18 protein-coding genes are annotated in these 18,267 nt (G+C 66.8%); 4 read left to right on the plus strand and 14 right to left on the minus strand.

Annotated features, from left to right (window positions below):
• Positions 1-5: 5 nt before the first annotated feature.
• Positions 6-1,208, minus strand: a complete 1,203-nt coding sequence (locus tag AAFM92_13230) for an FAD-dependent oxidoreductase (protein ID MEL7301339.1) — start codon at positions 1,206-1,208, stop codon at positions 6-8.
• 77 nt (positions 1,209-1,285) lie between these two features.
• On the opposite strand from AAFM92_13230, the gene AAFM92_13235 reads away from it, so the two are divergent.
• On the plus strand, positions 1,286-1,774 hold the full coding sequence (locus AAFM92_13235; protein ID MEL7301340.1) for a peroxiredoxin: 489 nt from the start codon (positions 1,286-1,288) through the stop codon (positions 1,772-1,774).
• 147 nt (positions 1,775-1,921) lie between these two features.
• On the opposite strand, the gene AAFM92_13240 is transcribed toward AAFM92_13235, so the two are convergent.
• The 8 genes from AAFM92_13240 to AAFM92_13275 all read right to left on the minus strand — a co-directional run bounded on the left by AAFM92_13240 (position 1,922) and on the right by AAFM92_13275 (position 11,074).
• Positions 1,922-2,791, minus strand: coding sequence for a mechanosensitive ion channel domain-containing protein (locus AAFM92_13240; protein MEL7301341.1), 870 nt, complete (start codon positions 2,789-2,791; stop codon positions 1,922-1,924).
• The gene (locus AAFM92_13245) at positions 2,788-3,066 is read right to left on the minus strand and encodes a 4a-hydroxytetrahydrobiopterin dehydratase (GenBank protein ID MEL7301342.1); all 279 of its coding nucleotides are present in this window, start codon (positions 3,064-3,066) and stop codon (positions 2,788-2,790) included. Before AAFM92_13245 ends, AAFM92_13240 begins: the two co-directional genes overlap by 4 nt.
• On the minus strand, positions 3,063-4,259 hold the full coding sequence (locus tag AAFM92_13250; protein MEL7301343.1) for a GNAT family N-acetyltransferase: 1,197 nt from the start codon (positions 4,257-4,259) through the stop codon (positions 3,063-3,065). The genes AAFM92_13245 and AAFM92_13250 overlap by 4 nt, the downstream gene beginning before the upstream one ends.
• A gap of 23 nt (positions 4,260-4,282) precedes the next feature.
• The gene (locus tag AAFM92_13255) at positions 4,283-5,029 is read right to left on the minus strand and encodes a glycerophosphodiester phosphodiesterase family protein (GenBank protein ID MEL7301344.1); all 747 of its coding nucleotides are present in this window, start codon (positions 5,027-5,029) and stop codon (positions 4,283-4,285) included.
• Positions 5,026-5,490: a RidA family protein gene (locus AAFM92_13260; GenBank protein ID MEL7301345.1), complete on the minus strand. Its 465-nt coding sequence runs from the start codon at positions 5,488-5,490 to the stop codon at positions 5,026-5,028. Before AAFM92_13260 ends, AAFM92_13255 begins: the two co-directional genes overlap by 4 nt.
• Before the next feature lie 252 nt (positions 5,491-5,742).
• The gene (locus AAFM92_13265) at positions 5,743-7,074 is read right to left on the minus strand and encodes an HlyD family type I secretion periplasmic adaptor subunit (protein ID MEL7301346.1); all 1,332 of its coding nucleotides are present in this window, start codon (positions 7,072-7,074) and stop codon (positions 5,743-5,745) included.
• Entirely contained in the window at positions 7,071-8,822 is a 1,752-nt protein-coding gene (locus AAFM92_13270; GenBank protein MEL7301347.1) for a type I secretion system permease/ATPase, read from the minus strand. The genes AAFM92_13265 and AAFM92_13270 overlap by 4 nt, the downstream gene beginning before the upstream one ends.
• A 119-nt stretch (positions 8,823-8,941) precedes the next feature.
• On the minus strand, positions 8,942-11,074 hold the full coding sequence (locus AAFM92_13275; protein MEL7301348.1) for a transglycosylase domain-containing protein: 2,133 nt from the start codon (positions 11,072-11,074) through the stop codon (positions 8,942-8,944).
• Positions 11,075-11,365: 291 nt separating this feature from the next.
• On the opposite strand from AAFM92_13275, the gene AAFM92_13280 reads away from it, so the two are divergent.
• Together AAFM92_13280 and AAFM92_13285 are read left to right on the plus strand one after the other, a co-directional pair.
• On the plus strand, positions 11,366-11,704 hold the full coding sequence (locus AAFM92_13280; protein MEL7301349.1) for a P-II family nitrogen regulator: 339 nt from the start codon (positions 11,366-11,368) through the stop codon (positions 11,702-11,704).
• Between the two features lie 30 nt (positions 11,705-11,734).
• Positions 11,735-13,075, plus strand: coding sequence for an ammonium transporter (locus AAFM92_13285; GenBank protein ID MEL7301350.1), 1,341 nt, complete (start codon positions 11,735-11,737; stop codon positions 13,073-13,075).
• A gap of 154 nt (positions 13,076-13,229) precedes the next feature.
• Here the strand turns inward: AAFM92_13285 and AAFM92_13290 are convergent, their stop codons facing one another.
• The 4 genes from AAFM92_13290 to AAFM92_13305 form a co-directional block, all read right to left on the minus strand.
• The gene (locus AAFM92_13290) at positions 13,230-14,405 is read right to left on the minus strand and encodes an amino acid aminotransferase (protein MEL7301351.1); all 1,176 of its coding nucleotides are present in this window, start codon (positions 14,403-14,405) and stop codon (positions 13,230-13,232) included.
• Positions 14,405-15,259 carry a 3-mercaptopyruvate sulfurtransferase gene (gene sseA, locus AAFM92_13295; protein ID MEL7301352.1) on the minus strand — a complete coding sequence of 285 codons (855 nt, stop codon included), beginning with the start codon at positions 15,257-15,259 and terminating at the stop codon, positions 14,405-14,407. Before sseA ends, AAFM92_13290 begins: the two co-directional genes overlap by 1 nt.
• A 222-nt stretch (positions 15,260-15,481) precedes the next feature.
• Positions 15,482-15,955: an SsrA-binding protein SmpB gene (smpB, locus tag AAFM92_13300; GenBank protein MEL7301353.1), complete on the minus strand. Its 474-nt coding sequence runs from the start codon at positions 15,953-15,955 to the stop codon at positions 15,482-15,484.
• Positions 15,956-16,040: 85 nt separating this feature from the next.
• Complete coding sequence (locus tag AAFM92_13305; GenBank protein MEL7301354.1) at positions 16,041-16,256, minus strand: hypothetical protein; 216 nt, start codon at positions 16,254-16,256, stop codon at positions 16,041-16,043.
• Between the two features lie 104 nt (positions 16,257-16,360).
• Between AAFM92_13305 and AAFM92_13310 the strand changes: the two genes are divergently transcribed.
• Positions 16,361-17,233, plus strand: a complete 873-nt coding sequence (locus AAFM92_13310; protein MEL7301355.1) for a LysR substrate-binding domain-containing protein — start codon at positions 16,361-16,363, stop codon at positions 17,231-17,233.
• A 42-nt stretch (positions 17,234-17,275) separates the two neighbouring features.
• Here AAFM92_13310 and dapA read toward each other — a convergent pair whose 3' ends face one another.
• Positions 17,276-18,145 (minus strand): 4-hydroxy-tetrahydrodipicolinate synthase, encoded by an 870-nt coding sequence (gene dapA / locus AAFM92_13315; protein MEL7301356.1) that lies wholly within the window; start codon positions 18,143-18,145, stop codon positions 17,276-17,278.
• Positions 18,146-18,267 lie beyond the last annotated feature (122 nt).

Consider the following 18,267-nt stretch of genomic DNA (forward strand, 5'->3'; position numbering starts at 1 on the left):
GCGGCTCATGTCAGGAGGGCCTTGAGGTCGGTCTCCGGGTTCTTCACCGCGCCGGCGGGCGGGCTCTTGCCGGCCTCGATGAGGCGCTTGCCGATCATGTAGCTTCGCGCGTCGTTCATGGCGTCCACGGCGAGAAGGATGTCGCCCCGGTAGTACCAATGCGAACGGGCGGCGCCGCTGTCGCGCACGATGACGCGGCTGTAGCCGCTGTTGAGCCCCGCGATCTGGAGTTTCACGTCGTATTGGTCCGACCAGAACCAGGGCTTGGCGATGTAGTCCTTCTCCGCACCCAGGATGTTGGCGGCCACGATGTCGGCCTGATCGATGGCGTTGGGCACGCTTTCGAGCCGGATGCGCGTGCCGCGATAGGGGAAGGAGGCGCAATCCCCCGCTGCCCAGACGCCCGGCGCGGAGGTGCGTCCTTGCGCATCCGTGGCGATGCCGTTGTCGCAGTCGATCCCGGCATTCTGCGCGAGGCTGATGGCCGGGTCGATGCCCACGCCCACGATGACGAAATCCACGTCGAGCGTGGAGCCGTCCGAAAGCGCGGCCTGGCTGACATGGCCGTCGCCCGTGAGGCGGCTCAGGCTGACCCCCTCGCGGATGTCCACGCCGCGCCCGAGATGGAGCTTGCGAAAATAGGCGGATGTCTCGCGGGCCGCGACGCGCTTCAGGATCCGCTCCTCGGCCTCGATGAGGGTGGTCTCAAGCCCCTTCATGGCGGCCACGGCCGCAGCCTCGAGCCCGATGTAGCCACCGCCGACGAGGAGCACGCGCCCCCCGGCCTCGAAGGCCTGCGCCATGGCATCGACATCGGCCAAGGTGCGGACGGTGAAGACACCTGCGAGGTCGCCGCCGATGCTCGCGGGCAACATGCGAACGACCGATCCCGTGGTGAAGACGAGGTCATCGTAGCCCAGCCGCTCCTCACCCAGGCGCACCTCCTTGGCGGCGGTATCCACGGCATCGACGTGGGTGCCGAGGCGCAGCGTGATGTCAGCCTCCGCGTAGGCGGTCTCCGGCTTCAGGTACAGGCGCTCCACGGGCATTTCGCCCAGCAGGTATTTCTTCGAGAGCGGCGGGCGCTGGTAGGGCACCACGGGCTCCTCGCCGATGAGCACGATCTCTCCCGCGTGCCCGAGGGCGCGCAGCTTGGTCGTGAGCGTGGCGCCGGCCTGGCCCGCTCCTATGACGACGACGCGGCCCATGGGCGACCTCCTCTGGTTCTCGGCGAGCGCGACGCTATGCTCCCCGCTAACGCGACGCAATGAAGAGAGGACGCGAGATGGCAATTTCCGTGGGCGAGACCCTACCCGAGGCGAGCTTGTTGAGAATCGGGGCAGAGGGGCCCGAAGAAGTGGCGCTCGGAAGCCTCGTGAAGGGCCGGAAGGTCGTGATCTTCGGGCTGCCCGGCGCCTATACCGGCACCTGCACGACGGCCCATGTCCCGAGCTTCATCCGCACCGCCGAGGCCTTCAAGGCGAAGGGCGTGGACGAGATCATCTGTGTGGCGGTGAACGATCCCTTCGTCATGGACCAATGGAGCAAGGATACCGGTGCCGGCGCGGCGGGCATCACCATGCTGGCCGACGGCATGAGCACCTTTACCAAGGGTATCGGGATGGACTTCACCGCGCCGCCTGTGGGCTTCGTGGATCGCTCGAAACGGTACTCGATGCTCGTGGAAGACGGGGTGGTGAAGGTGCTCAACCCCGAGGCCTCGCCGGGCGAATGCGAGATCTCGGCGGGCGAGGCACTCCTCGAAAAGGTCTGAGACTGGGACCGCGCGGTCGGAGGGCGTCCAGCCCGCCCACCCCCGCCCTCCGCCCGCGCGGTGCGGGAGGAGAGATCAGGAGATGAAACGGGACACGGTCCTCGGGGCAGGGGCTCGCATGACTGCGCGGGCCCCTCGGTGCGCAGGCTACTCGGCGGCGTCGGCCACGTTGTAGACCGTCCGCGTGGGGAAGGGGATGGCGACCCCCTCGGCGTCGAGCGCCTCCTTTACCCTCCGCTTCATGTCGGACTGGAAGGCAAAGTAATCCGCCGCGTCGCACCAGACCCGCACGAGGAAATCCACCGAGAAATCACCGAGGTTATTGACCTGAATGAAGGGTTCGGGGTCCGTGTGGCTGCGCGCATCGGCCATGATCGTCTCGCGGATGATGCGCTCCGCGTCCGCGAGGTTGGCGCCGTATCCCACCCCGAACGTCCATTCCGCGCGCCGCTTCGGATAAGCCGAGAAATTGGTGATCGTGTTTCCCCAGACTTCCGAATTGGGGATGATGACCTGCACGTTCCCGAGATCGGCCAGCTCCGTGAAGTTGAGCGTGATGCCTTTGACCGTGCCCATCTTGTCGTTGACCTGAACGAAATCGCCTTCCTTGAAAGGCCGGAAGAAGATGATCATGATCCCCGCCGCCACGTTCGACAGCGTGCCCTGCAGCGCGAGGCCGATGGCGAGGCCCGCCGCACCGATGGCGGCCACGATCGACGTCGTCTGCACCCCGAAGGTGTTGAGCACGAAGAGGATCGTGAAGGCGATGATGACGTAGCGCGCGATCTGCGCGAGGAAGTTGAAGAGCGTCGGGTCGAGGGTCTGGTGCCGTGCGGCGATGCCCTTGATGCGTCGGCTGACCCAGCCCGACACGATGAAGCCCGCTATCAGGATCAGGATCGCGGTGAGCACGGTGCCGAGGATGGCGGCAAGAAAATCGAGCGAGAGCCAGTCACTGAGGGACTGCCCGCCGACGATTTCCGTGGTGAAGATCGGGCTGTTGAGGATCTCGTTCATGCCGCGGCGTCCATGGCTTTGGCCAGCTTGACGTCGAGCTCAGACAGGCCGTCCGCATCATGGGTCGTGAGCGTCACGTCCACGCGCTTGTAGACATTGAACCACTCCGGGTGGTGGTTCATCTTCTCGGCGGTGATGGCCATGCGCGCCATCCAGCCAAATGCCTCCGTGAAATCCTTGAATTCGAAGCTTTTCGTAATCGCGTCCCGTTGGGGATCGTGGGCCCAGCCTGCCGCGCGAAGCTCGTCGAGCGCGACGTTATCTAGGTTCGTCATTCCTGTTCCTCTACGTCGATCTTCTTGAACGGCCCGTAGCTCGTGAGGATCTCGTTTTCCTGCTCTACCGCGTCGCGCTCCCGCTCGAGGAACTCCGCGACGGCATCGGCAAAGCGCGGATCCGCGATCCAGTGAAGCGAATGGCACGTCACCGGCAGGTAACCCCTTGCCAGCTTGTGAGTTCCCTGCGCACCGGCCTCCACCCGCGTCAAGCCGTGGGCGATGGCATGCTCGATCGCCTGGTAGTAGCAGAGCTCGAAGTGGAGGCAGGGGTGGTCTTCCGTGCAGCCCCAGTAGCGCCCGTAGAGTGTCTCGCGTCCGATGAAATTGAGCGCGCCTGCCACGTACCGCCCTTCGCGCTCTGCCAGTACCAGCAGCATGTCGTCGCGCAGCGTCTCCTGCGCCCGGTCAAAGAAGGCGCGTGTGAGGTAGGGCGTGCCCCATTTGCGCGCGCCGGTATCCTGGTAGAAGCGCCAGAACGCGTCCCAATGCTCGGTGCGGAGGTCATCGCCGGTGAGCGAATGGATAGTCCCGCCGAAGGCCTGCGCCTGCGCGCGTTCCTTGCGGATGTTCTTGCGCTTGCGGGAGTTCAGCGAGGCGAGGAAGCCGTCGAAATTCGCGTAGCCGTCATTGAGCCAGTGGAACTGCTGCGAGGCGCGCGGCATGAGGCCCATGGCCCGGCCCGCCTCGGCCTCGTCGCCGGTGCAAAAGGTGATGTGAAGCGAGCTCAGCCCATTCTTGTCGGCGATCTGCACCGCGCCCTGCACGAGCGCGGCCTGCGCGATCTCGGCATGCTCCGGCTTCACCAGGAGCCTGCGGCCCGTGGCCGGCGTGTGGGGCACCGCCATCTGCAGCTTGGGATAGTAGCGCCCGCCCGCGCGCTCCAGCGCATGGGCCCAGTTGTGATCGAAGATGTATTCGCCCTGGCTGTGGTTCTTGGCATAGAGCGGCGCGACGCCGACGGTCTCGCCGTCCACGCGCGCCTCGAGATAATGCGGCTCCCAGCCCGTGCCCACGCCCACGGACCGGCTGTCCTCCAGCGCCTTGAGGAAGCGGTGCGTGGTGAACGGGTCCATGGGCCGCGCAGCGCCTTCGGGCGCGGCGCAGGCATCCCAGACCTCCGGCGCGATCTCGGCGAGCGAGGTGAGGACGCGCACCTCCACGGGGGTCTCTTTCGGTTGCGGATTGGCCATGGAGAGGAGATGGGCGCGGCCCCCTAGGGGTCAAGCGTGGGCAGGTACTTCTCAAACGTGATCTGGTCCGCCACCTGCCGGGCCTGCGCGGCCTCCTCGACACTGCGGATCGTCCAGCAGGCCACCGTGGCGCCCCGCGCCTTCAGGCGCGCCACGGGCTCTGCCCTGAGGTCCCGGTGATCGTGAGACACGAAGCGCGCGCCCACGCGGTCATAGTCGGGTACGGAGACAAGCTCGCCCCGCCGCTTCGCCGGGATGGTCGGCCAGTCCTCCGCCGTGAAGGCGCAGGTGGTGAGGCCGCGCGGCACACCGGGCGCAAGCTCTGCCATGGCGGCGATGGCATGGGGGTTGAAAGACATGACCGCCACCTCCCCGACGTAGTCTTCGAGCGCGGCGGCCACGGCGGCTTCCAGCGGCCCCACGTCGGGGCCCATCGCCCCGTCCTGGTCCTTGATCTCGATGAGAAGCGGTACGCGCCCGGCCACCTGCGCGAGCACCTCGGGCAGCGTGGGCGCGCCCGTGGGCCCGCCGAGCAGGCCAAGCGCCGTGAGCTCCGCCGCGCTCCGCGTTCGCACCGTACCCTGCGCACCGGTGAGCCGGGCCGTGCCGTAATCGTGAAAGACCATGGCCTGCCCATCGGCGGAAAGCTGGACATCGATCTCGACCCCGTAGCCCGCCGCCACAGCCGCGTCCACGGCCTCGCGACTGTTCTCCGGCCGCCCCGGCCCGTGGAGAGCCCGGTGGGCGAAAGGACGTGACCAGAAGCTCATGCGATCTGGAAAATGCCTTCGATCTCCACGGCCACGCCCAGCGGCAGCGAGGCCGCGCTCACCGCGCTCCGCGCGTGGCGCCCGGCGTCATCGAGCGCCTCCACGAGGAAATCGGACGCGCCGTTGATGACCTTGGGCTGGTCGGTGAAATCGGCCGTGGAATTCACGAAGCCCACGAGCTTGACCACGCGCACCAGCCGGTCGAGCTCGCCGTCGCAGGCCGCCTTCACCTGCGCGAGGAGCGAGATCGCGCAGCTCCGCGCCGCCGCCGCCCCCGCCTCCACGTCGAGATCCGCGCCGAGCTTGCCCGTGATGAGGCCGCCCGGCCCCGCGGAGATCTGACCGGAGACATGGACAAGGTCGCCCACCCGCACGAAAGGCACGTAATTCGCCGCCGGCGCCGGCGCATCCGGTAGCGTCACCCCGAGCTCCGCGAGCCGTGCCTCGTAGTTTCCAGCCATCTCAGTCTCCTTCAATCTTCGCCCGCACCATAGCTGCAGGGCCCGGCGCCGAAACCCGATTCTTCAGCCGGGCACCGGCGCGTGGTGCCACCGCTCACCGGGAAGCGCTCCCCGTCCCAGTGGAGCGCGCCGCCCGGCATCTTTGTGCCATATACCTCCCCCGGAGGGCCGCCGGAGGCATCCGGCCTCTCTTCCGCCGGCAGGCGGCTGGTCAGGCCTCCGCGCTGCCAGCCCCAGGATCCGGCGCGACGCTCAGCTCTCGCGAAAGGCGCGGGAGAAGTAATCGGCCAACGGCTTCACGAGATAGGCGAGTGGGGTGCGGTCGTCGGTGCGGATGAAGCTCTCGACCGGCATGCCGGGGATGAGCGTCACGTCCTCGGGCAGGCGCGCGATCTGCCCTTCCGTCAGGATGATCTCCGCACGGTAGAAGCTTGCCCGCGTCGCCTCGTCCTCGAACGCGTCGGCCGAAAGCTGGAGGACCTGCCCCTCGAGCTCCGGCGTTGTCCGCTGGTCGAGCGCGGAAAAGCGCAGGGTCACGTCCTGGCCCACGAAGACCTGGTCGATATGGATCGGATCCACTTCCGCGGCGATGATGAGCGGGCGGTCCTGTGGGACGATGAAAAGCACCGGCTCCGCGGGCCTGATGACCGCGCGCTCGGTAAAGACCGTGAGCCCGTAGACCACGCCAGACACCGGGGCCGTGATGTCGAGCCTGTTCAGGCGCTCCACGAGCCCGGCACGCCGTTCGAGGAGCTCCACCTCGTTGAAGCGGATATCGCGAAGCTGGGTGATCGCTTCCTCCCGGCGGCTGGCGCGGAGGCCCAGAGTCTCGATGTCGATTTCGGTTACGCGACCCTCCGCCTGCGCGCGGGAGGCGCGCAGTTCCCCGATCGTGCCGAGCAGATTTGCCTCTTCACGTTCGAGCGCCAGCACCCGGCCGAGCTGTGCGAGGCCGCGGTCGAGCAGGTCTTGCTGGCCCTCGAGCTCCTGCTCGATGAGGGTTACCTGTCGCTCGAAGGCGTCGAGCTGCGCCTCGATGCCGCTCACCTGATCCTCGATCTGCCCGCGCTGCTTCACAAGCTGTTCGATGCGGCCCGTGATGGTCTCCTCCCGGGCCAGGAACAGGCGGCGCTGGCCTTCGATGAGGTCGCCGATATCGGCATCCTCGCTCTGCTCGAGGAGGGCCGGTGGAAAGGCGATGGTGGCTCTTCCGTCCCGTTCGGCCTCGAGCCGCGCGCGGCGTGCCATGGTCTCCCAGAGCTGCCCTTCGATGAGCGCGAGTTCGGACCGGAGCAGGGTGTCATCGAGCCGGATCAGGACCTCGCCTTCCTGCACCTCCGCGCCCTCGTCCACGATGAGTTCCACCACGACGCCCCCATCGGGATGCTGGACGACCTGCCTGTTGCGGTCCACTTCGATACGGCCCGTGGCCACGATGGCGCCGGAAATGTTGGCCTGCGTCGCCCAGGTGCCGAAGCCTCCCACGAGGACGAGGACGCCAAGGAGGCCCAGCGTCAACGGCCTGCGGGCAGACCACGTCTCCCCCGGACCGCCGGGCGTCTTGCTGTCAGTCGTGCGCGTCACGTCACGCCTCCCGCTTGGCCGCGCGCGGCGCTGGCGCGGATTTCAGCCTGGTTCTGGACGACCTCTAGCAACACGTCCTCCTTGGGGCCAAAGGCGCGCCTCTGCCCGCCTTCGAGCATGAGCAGCACGTCGCATTCCTGGATCGCCGCCGGTCGGTGCGCCATGATCAGGACCGCGCCGCCGGCTGCCTTCAAATCCCGGATCGACTGGTTGAGCGCCTGGCTGCCGATATTGTCGAGGTTGGAGTTGGGCTCGTCGAGGACGAGCAGGACAGGGTCGCCATACATGGCGCGTGCGAGGCCGATCCGCTGGACCTGGCCGCCCGAGAGCCGCCCGCCCACGGCGCTGATGCGCGTGTCGTATCCATCTGGCAGCTGAAGGATCATGTCATGGGCTGCGGCCTTCTTGGCGGCTTCGACCACCTTGTCGGCGTCCGGCGCGTGCGACAGGCGTGCGATGTTTTCCGCGATGGTGCCCTCGAAGAGCTGCACGCGCTGGGGCAGGTATCCGATGAGCTGCCCGAGCACGTCGGGATCGTAGTTGTTGAGGCTCGCACCATCGAGCCGGATCTTGCCGCCCGCCGTTTTCCAGACCCCGGTGATCGCGCGGGCCAGCGTGGATTTCCCGGCGCCGGAGGGGCCGATGACCCCGCAGGCCTGGCCGGGCTCGATCTTGAAGGACACGATCCTGAGGGCCGCTTGGGCCTCGCCGGGCGGGATCACGGTGACCTGCTGCGCCTCGAGCTTGGCCTTCGGGCGCGGGAGCTTCGTGCGTGGCTCCTCGGCGGGGACCTCGCTCAGAAGCCGCGCCAGCCCGGTCCAGCCCTCCCGCGCCCGCTGCACGAGGGGCCATTGGTTGACGAGCTGCTCCACGGGCGCCAGCGCGCGGCCCAGCAGGATGGACCCCGCGATCATGGCGCCGGGCGTCAGCTCCCCGCGGAGCACGAGAAGCGCGCCGAGGCCGAGCATGGCCGATTGCAGAAAGAGCCGAAACGCCTTTGTCGTCGTCTGAAACGTCCCGCCCGTGTCGGAGGCGGCGATCCCCTGCCGGAGGCTGGCATCGCGGGCCTGCTGCCACCTCGTGAAGGAGGCCTCGCGCATGCCAAGCGCTTGCACCACTTCCGCCTCGTCCTTGAGCTGCTCGCTCATCCGTTCCGCTCGGAACTGGGCCGCGTTTGCTTCGCCGAGGGGCTGGCGCGTGAGCACTTGATTTAGGATGGCGAGCGTGACGAGAACGGCTGCGCCGGCGAGGGCGAGCCATCCAAGCAGTGGGTGGAAGACAAAGATGCCGAGGATGAATAGCGGCGTCCACGGGATGTCGAAGAACGCCATGAGGAGCGGCGACGTCATGAAGCGCTGCACGGCTTCGAGGTCGCGGAGGCCCGTGGCCTTCGAGGGCGTTGGATCGATGGCCGTGCGCCGGATCACGGCGGAAAAGACCCGGCGATCGAGCCGCGACTGGAAGCGCGCCCCCACGCGGCCCATGACGCGCCCGCGGGCATAGTCGAGAATGCCCATCATCGCGTAGAGAAACGCGACGAGCAGCGAGAGCGCGAGCAACGTCTCCACCGAGCGCGACCCGAGCACGCGGTCGTAGACCTGCAGCATGTAGATGGGGCCGGTCAGCATCAGCAGATTCACGAAGAAGCTGAAGATGCCCACGAACCAGTAGAGCCCACGGCTCTCGCGGCGCGCGGCGCGGAGCTCGTGCAAGCCTGGTTCCGGGGTGTTCGCTGCAGAAGAGGCCATGGGGACCGAACTCAGATGTCGTCTGTCGAGAGCCTGATAGGCCCGAAGCGATTAAGCAATGTTTTCCGCCTTTCTCTCATGGCCCGCGTCTCTCCTGTCGGCTGTCTGTGGCGCGCGGCTCAGCCACCGCCGAGAATACCTCTCAACACGTCGAGAATGAGGCCTTCCACGGCGTTCTGCGGCTGAGGTGCGCGGCTCGCGGGCGCCTGGGCGCGGGCGGTGGCCGGGGCGTCGATGCGACGGGCCATGGGCAGCGGCGGCGGCGGGACGGGCCCGTGGACGCGGGCCATGGTCTCGCGCCAGATATCGGCGGGCAGGCCGGAGCCGGTGACGCCCGTGAGCGGGCGGTTGTCGTCATAGCCCATCCAGACACCGGTGACGTAATCCGCCGTGAACCCGATGAACCACGCGTCGCGCGCCGCCTGGGTGGTGCCGGTCTTGCCGGCGATCTCATAGCCGTCGATGCGCGCGCGCTGGCCCGTGCCGCGCTGCACGGTCTGGTACATCATGTAGACGAGCCGCGCTGCGGCGTCCTCTGTGATGACCCGCTCCTGAATACCGCCGCCGGTGCCCATGAGCGGCTCGGGATCGCCGAGGAGCCTGAGCTCTTCGAGCCCGTAAGGCACCACCGCGGAGCCCCCGTTGAGGATGCCGGCATAGGCGCCGGTCATCTCCAGAAGGGTGCTCTCGGAGGCGCCGAGCGCCAGGGCCGGGCCCTGCGCGAGCTCCGAGCGGATGCCGAAATCCTCGGCCACCTTGCGCACGAGGTCGCGACCGAGGTCTTCTGAGATCTTGACCGCGGGGATGTTGAGCGAGCGCGCGAGCGCCTCCGTGAGCGTCACGCGGCCGGCGAACTCCGGCGCGTAATTCTTCGGCGCGTAGGTTCCCGATCCCGGGACTTCGATGGACCAGGGCGCGTCCACGACCGTGTCGTTGGGGCCGTAGCCCAGCTCCATGGCGGTGGCGTAGACGAAGGGCTTGAAGGTGGATCCTGTCTGCCTGTTGGCCTGCACCGCGCGGTTGAAGGCGCCTGACACGCGCAGATCGCGCCCGCCCACCATGGCCCGGACCGCGCCGTCCGCGCTCATGACAACGATGGCAGCCTCCGCCTCCGAGCCCTCGCGGACCTTCTCCTCGAAAACCTGCACGAGCGCTTCCTCCGCCGCGCGCTGGATTCGCGGGTCGAAGGTGGAGCGAATGATGACATCCTCGGTGGTGTCGCGGGTGAAGAATTCGGGGCCCGTCGACATGACCCAATCGGCGAAATACCCGCCCTGCCGCGCCGCTGCAGCCTCGCTCAGCGTCGCCGGGTTGGCCTGTGCAAAGGCCGCCTCCGCCTCGCTGAGATAGCCTTCCTCGCGCATCAGGCGCACGACCGTGGCCGCGCGGGCCTGGCTGCGTTCGAGGTTGTTTGTCGGGGCAAAGCGCGACGGCGCCACGAGGAGCCCGGCGAGCATCGCGGCCTCCGCCGGATTGGCCTCCGCGGCGGGCTTTCCAAAATAGCGCTGCGTGGCCGCCTCGAAGCCGCGGGCCGTGGAGCCGAGGAAGGCGCGGTTGAGGTAGATCGTGAGGATTTCGTCCTTGGTGTAGCGGATCTCCATCCCGAGCGCGTAGATGGCCTCCCGCGCCTTGCGCGTGATCGAGCCCTCCCGGCAATCGGCCTCGTAGGCGGCCTCGGAGGGCCAAGCCTCGGGATCGAAGGGTCGGCCCATGCAGATGAGCTTCGCCGTTTGCTGCGTGAGTGTGGAGCCGCCATGGCCCGAGAGCGGCCCTCGCCCCTCGGAGAGGTTGATGCGCACGGCCGAGGCGATGCCGCGGGGGCTGATGCCCAGATGGCGATAGAACCGGCGATCCTCGGTCGCGAGGACGGCGTTCTTGATGTGCGGGCTCACGGTGTCGGCCGTCACGCGGCCGCCGAACTGATCCCCGCGCCAGGCGAAGGTCTGCCCGTCGCGGTCGAGCATCGTGACGGAGCCGCGCGCGCGCTGGTCGATGAAGGTCTCCGCCGAGGGGAGCGTGAGCGCCACGTAGAGCGCCGCGAGGGCGACGAGCGCCACCGTCGTTGCGCCCGCGCGCCAGGTCACCGACCAGATGAGCCCCACCACCCAGCGGACGAGGCGGGCGTACCAAGGCCGCTTTTTCGTGCTCCGCCGGCGCGCGGGTTTCCGCGCAGGCGCCTTCTTCGCCGTCTTGCCCGGCGGCGTGCGGCGCTCCGCCACGAGGGGGCGTTTGCGGGTGGGTGGTCTGCTCATGGTCGGGCGGCGTCCTGAGGCTCGCGCGGTTTCGTGCCAGTTTATCCAAGGAGCGCAGGGAAGTAACGGTCGGATTGCGGATTTCGACGCGTCATATGCCGCATTCGCAAATCGCCTGAATTTTAGGCGTTGATTACAAATTGTGCAAAAAACGACTCCACTTGGTCCCGATGCCCGCGATAGCGGCGGTGGTTTGCTTGAATGGAAGGCATCTTGAGGGACTGCTCCCCCCAGCGTGCGCCGCGATGCTGCTGCGGTGCGGCAACAACGGAACTAGGAAGGGGACGACACGTGAAAATGATCGTTGCAGCCATCAAGCCGTTCAAGCTCGAGGAGGTGCGCGAAGCGCTCACCGGCCTCGGCGTGCGCGGCATGATGGTGACAGAAATCAAGGGCTTCGGGTCTCAATCCGGCCACACTGAAATTTATCGCGGCGCTGAGTACGCCGTGAACTTCGTGCCGAAGGTGAAACTCGAGATCGTCGTGGCCGACAACATGGCCGAGCAGGTGGTCGAAGCGATCGCCAAGACAGCCAAGACCGACAAGATCGGCGACGGCAAGGTCTTCACGATCGACGTGGAAAGCGCCTTGCGCGTCCGCACCGGTGAACTCAACGACGAAGCGCTCTGAGCGCGCGTGATCCAATTCAGGGACATACACATGAAATTCATGAAATCTCTCCCCCTCGTCGCGCTGGCCACCGCGCTGCCGACATGGGCGATGGCGCAGGAGGCCGGGGTGGACGCCTCCTCTGACACCATCTTCATCTTCAACTCGCTGCTCTTCCTAATCGGCGGGTTCCTCGTGTTCTGGATGGCGGCTGGCTTTGCCATGCTGGAGGCCGGCCTCGTGCGGTCCAAGAACGTGACGATGCAGCTGACGAAGAACATCTCGCTCTTCTCGCTGGCAGCGATCTTCTACTACCTGATCGGCTACAACCTCATGTACCCGCTCGGAAACTGGTCGATCGGCGCCGATGAAACGGGCGGCTATCTCGGTGCCTTCGGCCCGGCGCTCCTCGAAGCGGTGGGCGTGGGACGCGACGCGGCCGACGATTACGGCTATGCCTCGACCGGCTCGGACTTCTTCTTCCAGCTGATGTTCTGCGCCACGACGGCCTCCATCGTGTCCGGTACGCTGGCAGAGCGCATCAAGCTCTGGCCGTTCCTGATCTTCGTGATCATCCTGACCGCCTTCATCTACCCGATCCAGGCCTCCTGGAAGTGGGGCGGTGGCTTCCTCGACAGCCAGTTCGGCTTCCTCGACTTCGCAGGTTCCACCGTGGTGCACTCCGTGGGTGGCTGGGCTGCTCTCGCCGGTGCGATCATCTTGGGCGCGCGGAAGGGCAAGTATGTGGACGGCAAGGTTGTCCCGATGATGGGCTCGAACCTCGCTCTGGCGACGCTCGGCACGTTCATCCTGTGGCTTGGCTGGTTCGGCTTCAATGGCGGCTCCCAGCTCGCCATGGGCACCGTCGGTGACGTCGCCGACGTCTCGCGCATCTTCGCCAACACCAACACGGCTGCCGCAGGCGGTGCCATCGCGGCGCTGATCCTCACGCAGGTGATGTACGGCAAGGTCGACCTCACCATGGTCCTCAACGGCTGCCTTGCGGGTCTCGTCTCCATCACGGCCGAGCCGCTCACGCCGTCCCTCGGCATGGCGACGCTCATCGGCGCCGTCGGTGGTGTGATCGTGGTCTTCGGCGTACCGTTCCTCGACAAGCTCAAGATCGACGACGTCGTGGGCGCCATCCCGGTGCACCTCTTCGCGGGCATCTGGGGCACGATGGCGGTGCTGCTGACGAACGGCGACGCGACCTTCACCGGTCAGCTCATCCCGATCATCATCGTGGCGGTCTTCGTCTTCGTGGTGAGCCTCGTAGTGTGGACGATCCTCAACGGTGTCTTCGGCATCCGCGTCGACGAGGAGAGCGAGGTCGCTGGCCTCGACACCTCCGAGCTCGGCATGGAGGCCTATCCCGAGTTCTCGAAAGGCTGATCCCCCTTCCGATCGGCTTTCGGAGCCTGCCCCGGCGTGCCCTCGTGCGCCGGGGCTTTTTATTGTCAAAGCGCCTGATTTAACTGAGTTGACAGCCGTCAAATTCCCCGCACCGGGGCCACGAATTTTTGCAAAGAACCGTGTGCGCCGCGGGTCAGAGAACGCTGGCGATGGCCTTGGCGAGCACCGGAACCGTACGCGCGTTCAGCCCGGCGATATTGATCCGGCTGTCACCCACCATGTAGACGGCGTGCTTCTCGCGCAGCTCTTCGACCTGTGCCGGCTCGAGCCCGAGGCGCGAAAACATGCCCCGATGCTCGGCGATGAAGCCGAAGCGGTTGGAGCCGGTCTCCTCCTGCAGGGCGTCGGCGAGATCGCGGCGGAGCTTCTGCATCCCGTCCCGGACCTCGTCGAGCTCTGCTTCCCAGTCCGCCCGGAGGCTCGCGTCGGTCAGGATCTCCGTGACGATCCGCGCGCCGTGGTCCGGCGGGAAAGAGTAGTTCTGCCGATTGAGGAATGAGAGCGTGCCCTGGGTCAACGCTGTGTCGCCCGCGCCCACGGCCATGAGGATGCCCGTACGCTCGCGGTAGATCCCGAAGTTCTTCGAGCAGCTCGCGGCGATCAGCGTTTCCTTGCAGCCGGCGGCGACCTTGCGGACGGCCGCGCCGTCGGCCTCGAGCCCGTCGCCGAAGCCCTGGTAGGCGATATCGACCATCGGCGTGGCCCCGCGCGCGTTGAGCGTGTCAATCACGGCGTCCCACTGGGCGGGGTTGAGATTTGCCCCCGTCGGGTTGTGGCAGCAGCCATGGAGAAGGACGATATCGCCCTCGGCCACCTTGCCGAGATCCGCGAGCATGCCCTCGAAATCCACTGCGCAGGTCTCTTCGTCGAAGTAGCGGTACTCCGAGAAGGTCATGCCCATGAATTTGAGGATCGAATTGTGGTTGGGCCAGGTGGGTGCGGAGACCCAGACGGTGGCGCCCGGCGCGGCCATCTTGATGAGCTCGAAGCCCTGGCGGATCGCACCCGTGCCGCCGGGCGTGGCCACCGCGGCCACAGACGCGCGCGGAACGGCATCGCCTAGAACGAGCCCGACCATGGCGTCCGAAAACGCCGGGTCGCCCGCAAGCCCGGTGTAGGACTTCGTCTCCTGACTTTCCCAGATCCGCTTTTCTGCGGCCTTCACCGCGCGCATGACGGGCGTCACGCCTTCGGCGTTCTTGTAGACCCCCACGCCGAGATCGATCTTCGTCTCGCGCGTGTCGGCCTTGTAGGCCGCCATCAGGGCGAGGATCTTGTCGGCGGGTTGCGGCGTCAGCGCGTCGAGCATCATGCTTCTCCGGTGGCTACATTGAGGGTGGGGAAGCGACCCCATTCGGACCAGCTTCCGTCATAGACGGAGACATCGGTCTTTCCGATGCGGTCAAGTGCCAGCGCGAGGATGCCCGCTGTCACGCCCGAGCCGCAGCTGGTGATGACGGGCTTCTTCAGGTCCACGCCGGCCTCGAGGAAGATGGTGCGGATGTCATCGGGGGCCTTGAGCGTCTTGTCTTCGTTGAGCAGCGTCGGGAACGGCACGTTCTTCGAGCCCGGGATGTGCCCGGCGCGCATGCCTTCGCGGGGCTCCGGCACCTCGCCGCGGAAGCGGTCCGCGGGACGGGCATCGACGATCTCGTAATCCCCGATCTTCGAGGCCATGGCGACCTGGGTGACGTCCTTCACGAGCTGGTTTTGCCGGCTCACGGTCATGTGGCGGTCGCGGATGACCGGTGGCATGTCTTCCACTGGGCGGCCCTCGGCCTGCCATTTCGGAAAGCCGCCGTCGAGCACGGCCACGTCGCGCTTGCCCATGAGGCGGAACAGCCACCAGACCCGCGCCGCCGAGAAAAGCCCGAGCCCGTCATAGACGACGACCTGATGCCCGTCGCCCACGCCCATGGCGCGCATGCGGCTCATGAATTTCTCGGTGCTGGGCGCCATGTGGGGCAGCTCGCTCCGCGCGTCGGAGATGTCATCGATGTCGAAGAAGCGGGCGCCGGGAATGTGGGCGGCGTCGTACTCGGCCCGGGCGTCACGGTCCATGGCTGGCAGGTACCAGGATGCATCCAGCACGCGCAGGTCCGGGTTCTTCAGGTGGTCTGCGAGCCAGGCTGTCGATACGAGCTGGCGAGGGTCATCTGCCATGCGAAATCTCCGTTCCGCCACGGCTTACGCCTCCGCGCTCGCTCTCGCAAGAACGACGCGCCGCCGTTTCGAACTGTGCTGAAAAAAGGAATGGGCGGAGCCCGACCCGCTCCGCCCACCATGTTCAAGAAAGACGATTCGCTGCCGTCTATCTCACTACCAGAGTAGCAAAGCCTATTTTTTACACAAGTATGTGAGCGGTAACAGAGCGTTCTCGCCCGGCTAGTGCTCCCGCAGGAGGCGCGCTTTCTGGCGCTGCCAGTCCCGTTTTGCCTCGGTCTGGCGCTTGTCGACGTTCTTTTTGCCCTTGGCCACGCCGACCTTCATTTTCACGAGGCCGCGGTGGTTGAAGTACATGACAAGCGGCACGATCGTCATGCCCTTGCGCTGCGTGGCGTTCCAGAGATCGGAGAGCTCCTTGCGGGAGCAGAGCAACTTGCGTTTGCGGCGGTCGTCATGCCCGAAGGTCTTGGCCTGCTCGTAGGGGGCGATGTAGCTGTTCACGAGCCAGAGCTCGCCGTCATCGACTTCGGCGTAGGATTCCGCGATGTTGGACCCGCCCTGGCGCAAGGATTTCACCTCCGAGCCTTCCAGCACGATCCCCACCTCCAGATCGGTCTCGATCGCGTAGTCGTAGCGGGCGCGCCGGTTTTCGGCGATCACCTTGTAGTTGGGATTGTCGTCTTTCTTGGCCATCGCCGGGATATAGTCCCGGCGGGCCCCGCGCGGCAAGGCGCGGGGCCCGCTTTCTCAAGGCAGCCGACAGGGAGTGCGGCTGACCTCAATACCAAAGCCCGAGAGACTGAAGGTGCAGCGCGGTGGCGGCGTCCTGGGAAATAGGCGGGGCATCTGCGGCGCGCTTGATGCCGGCATCCCGGAGCGCCTTGTCAGAGAGCGTCGGCAGGGGCGTGGCCACGAGGGCCGCGACGGCGGCGCCGAGGGCGGCAGTCACGGCGGAGAAGCGGGAGATCGGGAAGGTCTGGTCTGCGTGGGCCATGGGGAGGGTCCTTTTTGCTGATGACCCAAAGCTAGGCATCGCGGACTTGTGAGAAAAACGAAAAGGATGCATATGAGGTATCAGAAAAACTGAAAGCACCTGCCATGCACTCCATCGATCTCGACCTCCTGAAGACCTTTGCGGCCATCGCCGATACCGGGAATTTCTCGGCCGCGGCCACGCGGGTGCATCGCACCCCGTCGGCGGTCTCCATGCAGGTCAAGAAGATGGAGGAAACCCTCGATCGCCCGCTCTTCCTGCGCGACAGCCGCTCGGTCCGGCTCACGGAGGAGGGCGAGCGCGTATTGCAGCATGCACGGCGCATGATCGCACTTGATCTAGACTTTCGGGCGCAGTTCGACCCCGCCGCGCTGAAGGGTGTGGTGACGCTCGGAGTGCCCGACGACGTGGCGGAGCGATACCTGCCGGAGATGCTGCGGCGCTTCTCGGCAAACTACCCGGGCGTGCAGATCAACGCGAAGGTCGACAATACTGAGCCCATGTTGCGCATGGTGGAAGAACGAAAGCTCGATCTCGCCATCATCACGCGGCTTCCGAGCCAGCGCGCCCAACGGCCCGCGGAGCTTCTCCACGATGAGCGCTTGGTCTGGGCGGGTGCACGCGGTGGCATCGCCCACGAGCAGGATCCGATTCCGGTGAGCGTGTGGGAGGAGAGCTGCGCCTGGCGGAAGGCCGGGACGGAAGGGCTGGAGGCGCAGGGCCGCAATTTCCGGATCGCGCTCGAGTCAGGCCACTTGAGCGGGCAGAAAGCGGCGGTGCTCGCCGATCTCGCGGTGGCGCCGATCCCGGCAAGCGCGCTAGGCGGCGACGTGGTGGAGGTACCCGCCTCCGCCGGGCTGCCCGCCCTCGGCATCTACGAGCTCTGCCTCATGGTGCGCGACGATCTTCCCGAGCATGCCGCCGCCGCGGCGGATCATCTGCGCGCCTCCTTCGCGTCCCATCCGCTGGCCGCGTGAGGCGCGAAGGGCCATAGAGTCGCTTCGAAGCCGCTTTCGTGCTCAGACGAGACCCGCGCGCGCCATGGCCGCGTCCATGCGCGCCTTGGCTCCGTCGGACAGCGTCACGAGGGGCGAGCGCACGGCCTCCGAGCAATGCCCGAGACGCGACGCCCCGTATTTCGCGCCGCACACGCCTGGTTCCGCGAAGACAGCCTGATGCAGCGGCATCAGCCGGTCCTGCAGGGCCACGGCCTTCGCATAGTCTCCCGCGGCGCAGGCCGCCTGCATCTCGGCGCAGAGCCGCGGAGCGACGTTCGCGGTCACGGAGATGCAGCCCACGCCGCCCATGGCGTTGTAGCCCACGGCCGTCGCATCCTCTCCGGAGAGCTGGATGAAATCCGACCCGCAGGAGAGGCGCGTGGCGGGCACGCGCGCCAGATCGCCCGTGGCATCTTTCACGCCCACGATCTCCGGCAGCTTCGCAAGCTCCGACATCGTGGCATCGACCATGTCGATCACCGAGCGCGGCGGGATGTTGTAGATGATGATCGGCAGGCCCACGGCCGCGCAGGCCTCGTAATGCGCCATGAGCCCGCGCTGGGTGGGCTTGTTGTAGTAGGGTGTGACGACGAGCGCGCCATCGGCACCCGCGTCCTTGGCGGCATGCACGAGCCGCACGCTCTCTGCCGTGTTGTTGGAGCCCGCGCCGGCCAACACGGGCACGCGGCCCGCGGCCTGGGAAACGACGGTCTCCACCACCGCGTCGTGCTCATCGTGGCTGAGCGTCGGGCTTTCTCCCGTGGTGCCCACGGGAACGAGGCCCTCGGTCCCCTCGGCGATATGCCAGTCCACGAGACGTTTCAGAGCTGCGAAATCCACCCGGTCCCCGTCAAACGGCGTGATCAGCGCGACCATGGAGCCCCTGAACATGTCCACCCTCCCATAGGCAATTTCGCGCGGAGGCTTTCCGCAGCGCCCTGCTATGCCATCTTTGTCAGTTGCCACAAGGGGCCGGAGCGCTCATTTCTGGCGCGAGGCAGCTAAGGGGCCGC

Source organism: Pseudomonadota bacterium, from assembly GCA_038533575.1.
Classification (GTDB): domain Bacteria; phylum Pseudomonadota; class Alphaproteobacteria; order Rhodobacterales; family Rhodobacteraceae; genus Shimia_B.